Genomic DNA, 5468 nt, shown 5'->3' with positions numbered 1-5468 from the left:
GGGATCTCGTACACGGGCACGCTCCAGCCCACCGGCCGGAATCCTTGCAGGGTGTGGTCCTCGAACAGGACGATCAGGCGCATCGCGGACTCCTTCTCGCGGTCGGCGTCCCGTCTCCGTCAGTCGGCGATCTACTCCAGGGTCACGACCAGGATCCAGGTTCCGTCGCCGGCCGGTGGCTCCACCAGGTGCGTGGGCTCCCCATCGGTCCGCAAGACCGCGGCGATCGGCGCCACGGACCCGCCGCCGGCCCGTCGCCAGGCGACGTTCAGGCATTGATCTTGCGGTGTCGTGAGCCGGAAGGCCGGCACGGGTCCGTCCGCTTCGTCGCGGACGGAGACCGACGGCAGGACCTCCACCCGGGCGGCGAAAGGGAATTCGCCGGCCACGGCCGCGGTCGTGGCGGACAACAGGAAGCACGGCAACAAGATCGGCCAGCGGTTCACGGACGGGGCTCCCGGCGCGAGGGGGGCGGTTCCGGCGCGCGGCAGGTCGCCGCGACCCTGCGAGTCTGGCCCAAGCCGCGGTGAATTGCACCCGAAAAATCTGTCAAGCGGCGTCCGGCACGGCCGAAGACCATCAGCGCAAGGCATCCGGAGCACGGCAGCAACCGACGTCGCGACAGTTTTCCGGGTACGGAGACCACACGTTTCAAGGAGAAGAACCATGCGGAAACTGACCTTCCTGTCCCTGGCGGCGCTGGTCGTCGCGTTCCCCATCAGTCAGGCCCTCGCCCTGGATTCGCCCCAGGACGCGAAGGTCGACGTGTTCATCGCACTGTCGGTCGCCGAGACCGTCGAGATGGACTTCGGCGCCGTGATCGACGCCGACGGCACGATCACCCTGGACACCAACGACGTGATCGCCGCCGACCCGGCGAACATCCACCAGGGCGGCACCGTGGCCAGCGGCGTCTACACGATCACCGGCCAGCCCAGCCAGGCCGTCGACGTGGCGATCACCCCGGCCAACGCGAACGGTCTGCTGCTGGCGAACTTCACGACCGACGTCGGCGGCGGCACCTTCCCGCTGGCGGGCGTCATGATCAACGGCGTGGGCAACCTGGCCATGGCCCTCGGCGCCGACCTGACCGTCCAGAGCGGCGTGGCAGCCCCGGGCGCCAACCAGTCGCTGAACTTCACGGTCACGGTCACCTACAACTGACCGTCCCCGACCGACCGGCAAGGGGAGGCCCGCGGGCCTCCCCTTTCGCATGCTCGGCGGATGGCACGCCCCTTGCCCCTTGTCCATTGTCCCTTGAGATCCGGTTCGAGGATTCACGGAAACGGCAAGGAGCGATCCGACGTGCATGGGTGGGTGTCGCAAACGCACTGTCGAGAGGCCGACCGCAGGATCCTGCTGCCGTTCCTGGCGGTGCTGGCGCTCGCTTCTCCGGCGGGAAGCGCCGATCTGGCCATCGTCGAGACCGTGCAGATGGATTTCGGCGCGGTCCTGGACCAGAACGGTTCGTTGACGCTCGGCATCAACGACAACCTCGTCGCGGACCCTGCGGGCATCCACGCCGGGGGCGTGCTGTCGAGCGGCAGGTTCCTGATCACCGGGGACCCGTTCGCCGCCTTCGGCCTCGACATCGTCGGTTCGGAGTTCGACGGGCTGGGGATCGCCGGCTTCAACACCAATGCCGGGCAGCCACCGGTGCTGAACGCCGTCCTGAACGGCCTGGGGCAGCTCAACATCCGCTTCGGCGCCGTCCTGACGGTCCAAGCCTCGCGGGCCGAACCCGGCCTCGACCACCTCCTCGCGTACACGATCTCCGTCAACTACAACTGAACGCGCCCGTTCTGCAGACGGCGCCGACGTGGCACACCCATTGCGTTGTGGCCGTCGGGAGGGCCGCGTCCGCTCCCCGGACTGAAGCCGCTGTCCCTGGAATTGACTGCCGGGAGGATGACTTATGGTTTGGTCGCGATGGCGTCGTGCCGCGGTGGCGGCGTCCTGGATGTGTTTCGTCCTGGGTGGAACCGTTCTGGACAGCGCCGCCGGCAGCCTGTCGATCGCGCCGACGCGCCTGGTCTTCGACGGGCACACCCGCGTGGCGACCGTCTACCTCAGCAACAAGGGCGACCAGCCGGCGACCTACCGCATCCTGCTCAAGGACAAGCGGATGCTGGAGACGGGGCAGATCGTCGACGCCGAGTCGCCGCTGCCCGGCGAGCGCCCCGCCTCCGACCTGATCCGCTACTCCCCCCGCGAGGTCGTCGTGCCGCCACACGGCAGCCAGACCGTCCGGGTCATGCTGCGCAACCCGTCCGAAGGCCAACTGGCGAGCGGCGAGGCGCGCACCCACCTGGTCTTCCAGTCGGTCCCCGCGGTACCTAAGGCCGAGGAACTGGCCGCCCGGCAGGACCGCATCGTCGCCCAGGCGATCATCGAGACGAGCATCCCGGTGATCATCCGCCGCGACAACCCCACGGCCGCGATCACCCTCGGTGCCGCGCAGCTCGACAGCCTGCCGGACCGCGACGGCAAACGGGTGCTCCAGGTCGTCCTGGAGCGCACGGGCGAGCGCTCGGTCTACGGCGACCTGTCGGTCGACCTGGAGATCGGCGGGAGCACGACCCGCGTGGGCCTGATGGTGGGCCTCGCGGTCTACACGCCCACGCCCCGACGCGTGATCCGCCTGCCGCTGACGTTGGAACGGGATGAGCTGCCGCGGAGCGGGCGCCTGGTCGTGCGCTTCGCCGAGACGGAAGTTGGGCACGGCGACCTCGTGGCCGACACCTACCTCGAATTCGTCACGGGCGACCGCGAGGGGGGCGAAGCAGCGCGATGAACCCGCGGGTCCCCCGACGCCCGGCCTCGGTCCGCGCCCTCTGCGGCGCGGTCCTGCTGTGCCTGTCGGCGGCGCCCGCCGCGGCCCTGGACGAGGCCCGCCTCGCGATCCTGGAGATCCGGCTCGACGGCGCCGTGCTGTCCGCCGGGATGCCCGCCTACCTGGACGAGGCCGGCGGCGTGCTGCTGCCGCTGGGCGCGCTCGGCGACCTGCTCGAGTTCGCGATCGACGTGGAGCCGGCGCGCGGCCGCGCCACGGGCTGGCTCATCGAGGAATCGCGGACCTTCGGCCTGGACCTCGCCACGGGCGAGGTCTTCAGCGACGGCCAGCCCCGCTCGCTGGCCGCGGGCGAGGCCGTGCGCGGCGACGACGACATCTACGTCGCGCCGGCGCGCCTGGCGGAGTGGCTGCCCTGCGACATCGAGGTGCGCACCGCGCAGCTCGTGGCGCTGATCACCTCGCGCGAGACGCTGCCGGTCCAGAAGCGCCGCCTGCGCGAGGAGGCCCGCAACCTGCGGCTCGTGAGCCAGGTCGCCGCCCGCGCCGTGCACCCGGTGCAGAAGGCCGAGTACCAGATGTTCACCTGGCCGCTGCTGGACGCGAACGTCGAGTACCGCGGCCGCGGCGGCGACATGACGCCGGTGTTCTCCCTGCAGAGCTCCGGCGACCTGGCCCGCCTGGAGACCAGCTTCCTGGTCGCCCACGTCGACCGCGAGCGCTTCCTGGGCGTGGCCCGCGCGCGCGCCGGCCGCAGCGACCTCGACGGGGAGCTGCTGGGCCCCCTGCGCGCCACGGAGTTCCAGTTCGGCGACCTCTATGTCCCGAGCACGCCCCTGGTGCTGCGCGGCAAGCTGGGTCGCGGGATGTCGGTCGGCAACCTCCCGCTGCACCGCTCCGAGGCCTTCGACGCCACGAACGTGCCCGGCGAGGCGCCGGTCGGCTGGGAGGTCGAACTCTACGTCGACGGCGTGCTGTGGGACTTCATGGTCGTGGACGAGGGTGGCCGCTACCTGTTCGAGAACGTCCCGGTGAACTTCGGCCGCACGCTGCTGCGGACGGTCGCCTACGGGCCGCAGGGCCAGACCCGCGAACAGGTGCGCGCCGTCACGGTCGGCGAGCGGATGATCGCCCCGGGCGAGGTGCGCTACCAGCTGTTCGGCGTCCAGGACGACCGCTTCCTGATCACGGGCGAGGACCAGCTCGCCGACTCCCCCGGCCGCAGCCGCTGGACCAGCCACGCGCAGGCGGGTGTCGGCGTGACCCGCAGCCTCAGCCTGACCGGATCCTGGACGCGCTCGCCGCTGGCGGACGCCGACCACGACTACCGCAGCCTGATCGCCGACGCGGTCGTGCGCGGCGCCGCGGTGCGGGGGCTGCTGGCCAGCGACAACGCGGGCGGCTCCGCGCGCAGCCTGGCGGTCCAGGGCGGGCTCTTCGGTCGCACGCTGCAGGTCGAGCACGCGACCTTCCACAACTTCACGAGCGACGCCAACACGCCGCAGCGGCGTCGCACGCGCGACACCACAGTGCGCCTGGGCGGCGGACTGCACCTGGGCGCGCGTCCCTACTCCTACGACCTGCGCCTGCAGTCCACGGCCTTCGCCGACCGCGGCATCGAGCGTCAGGACGGCGCGGTGCTGCGCCTGGCCACGGGATGGTCGCGGGCCACCTGGACCGGCAAGCTCGACTACCGGCGCAGCGGCGCGCAGGACGGCGACGATCGCCGTCTGTTCCAGGAGCACCTGCTGAGCAGCTGGTGGGGGCCGCTGCTGCTGCGCGGCCAGGTGCGGTCGGGGATCACGCCGGGCTTCAGCCTGGAGTCGGCCGGCGCCAGCGCCGGCTGGCAGGCTTCGCGCCTCCTGCGTCTGGGCGGCCACGTCACGCGGGATCTCCAGGACCTCGGCACGACCGGCTACGGCGGTTCGCTGACGCTGCTTTTGGACGGCCTGCAGGTCGCCTTGAGCGCGCACGGGGCTTCCGGCCAGGAGACGTTCTTCAGCGTCGGCGTCTCGACCTCGCTGACCAAGGTGCCGGAGACGATGCGCCTGCACGTGCAGCGCACGCGCCTGACCGGCGGCTACGGCGCGACGGCCCGCGTGTTCCTGGACCGCAACGCCAACGGGCTCTACGACGACCGGGACGAACCGCTGCCCGACGTCCGCTTCGCCGGCGGCGGCGCCCTGCGCCACGCCAGCACGGACCGCCTGGGCCTGGCCTACCTGCCGGACCTGCCGGCCCACGACGTCCGCGACGTCACGCTGGACGTCGAGTCGCTCCAGGATCCCTACCTGATCCCCTCCCTGCAGGCCGTGCGGGCCGTCGGGCACCCCGGAGCGCACCTGGCGCTGGAGTTCCCGGTCACCTACTCGGGCGACATCGAGGGCACCGTCTTCCTGCAGACACCGGCGGGACGCTCGCCGCTGCGCAACGTCGGGCTCGAGCTCATCGACCTCAAGCAGCGCCGGATCCAGACGACCGTCAGCGAATTCGACGGCTACTACCTCTTCCAGGGGATCCCGCCGGGGTGGTACGAGGTGCACGTGGTCGCGTCCTCGCTGGCGCGGCGCAACCTGCGCCCGACGCCGCCGCTGGCGGCGGCGGTGCCCGTGGACGGCGGCGTGGTGGCGGGGAACGATTTCGTGCTGAAGTTCGAGACGACGACGACGGCCAACCG

The 5468-nt window shown here is 71.4% G+C and carries 5 protein-coding genes; 4 read left to right on the top strand and 1 reads right to left on the bottom strand.

Features of this window, described 5'->3' with window-relative positions:
- Positions 1-131: 131 nt before the first annotated feature.
- The gene (locus Q7W29_01085; protein ID MDO9170410.1) at positions 132-446 is read right to left on the bottom strand and encodes a hypothetical protein; all 315 of its coding nucleotides are present in this window, start codon (positions 444-446) and stop codon (positions 132-134) included.
- Between the two features lie 220 nt (positions 447-666).
- Here Q7W29_01085 and Q7W29_01080 point away from each other — a divergent pair, with 220 nt between their 5' ends.
- The 4 genes from Q7W29_01080 to Q7W29_01065 all read left to right on the top strand — a co-directional run.
- Positions 667-1164, top strand: coding sequence for a DUF4402 domain-containing protein (locus Q7W29_01080; GenBank protein MDO9170409.1), 498 nt, complete (start codon positions 667-669; stop codon positions 1162-1164).
- A 141-nt stretch (positions 1165-1305) separates the two neighbouring features.
- Positions 1306-1791 carry a hypothetical protein gene (locus Q7W29_01075; protein ID MDO9170408.1) on the top strand — a complete coding sequence of 162 codons (486 nt, stop codon included), beginning with the start codon at positions 1306-1308 and terminating at the stop codon, positions 1789-1791.
- 169 nt (positions 1792-1960) lie between these two features.
- Positions 1961-2794: a fimbria/pilus periplasmic chaperone gene (locus Q7W29_01070; protein ID MDO9170407.1), complete on the top strand. Its 834-nt coding sequence runs from the start codon at positions 1961-1963 to the stop codon at positions 2792-2794.
- Positions 2791-5468, top strand: a 2678-nt coding sequence (locus tag Q7W29_01065; protein ID MDO9170406.1) for a carboxypeptidase-like regulatory domain-containing protein, incomplete at its 3' end; no start/stop codon positions are given. The genes Q7W29_01070 and Q7W29_01065, both read left to right, overlap by 4 nt.

The organism is bacterium, from assembly GCA_030654305.1.
GTDB lineage: Bacteria > Krumholzibacteriota > Krumholzibacteriia > LZORAL124-64-63 > LZORAL124-64-63 > PNOJ01.
This window is presented reverse-complemented; position numbering and strand designations above follow the sequence as displayed.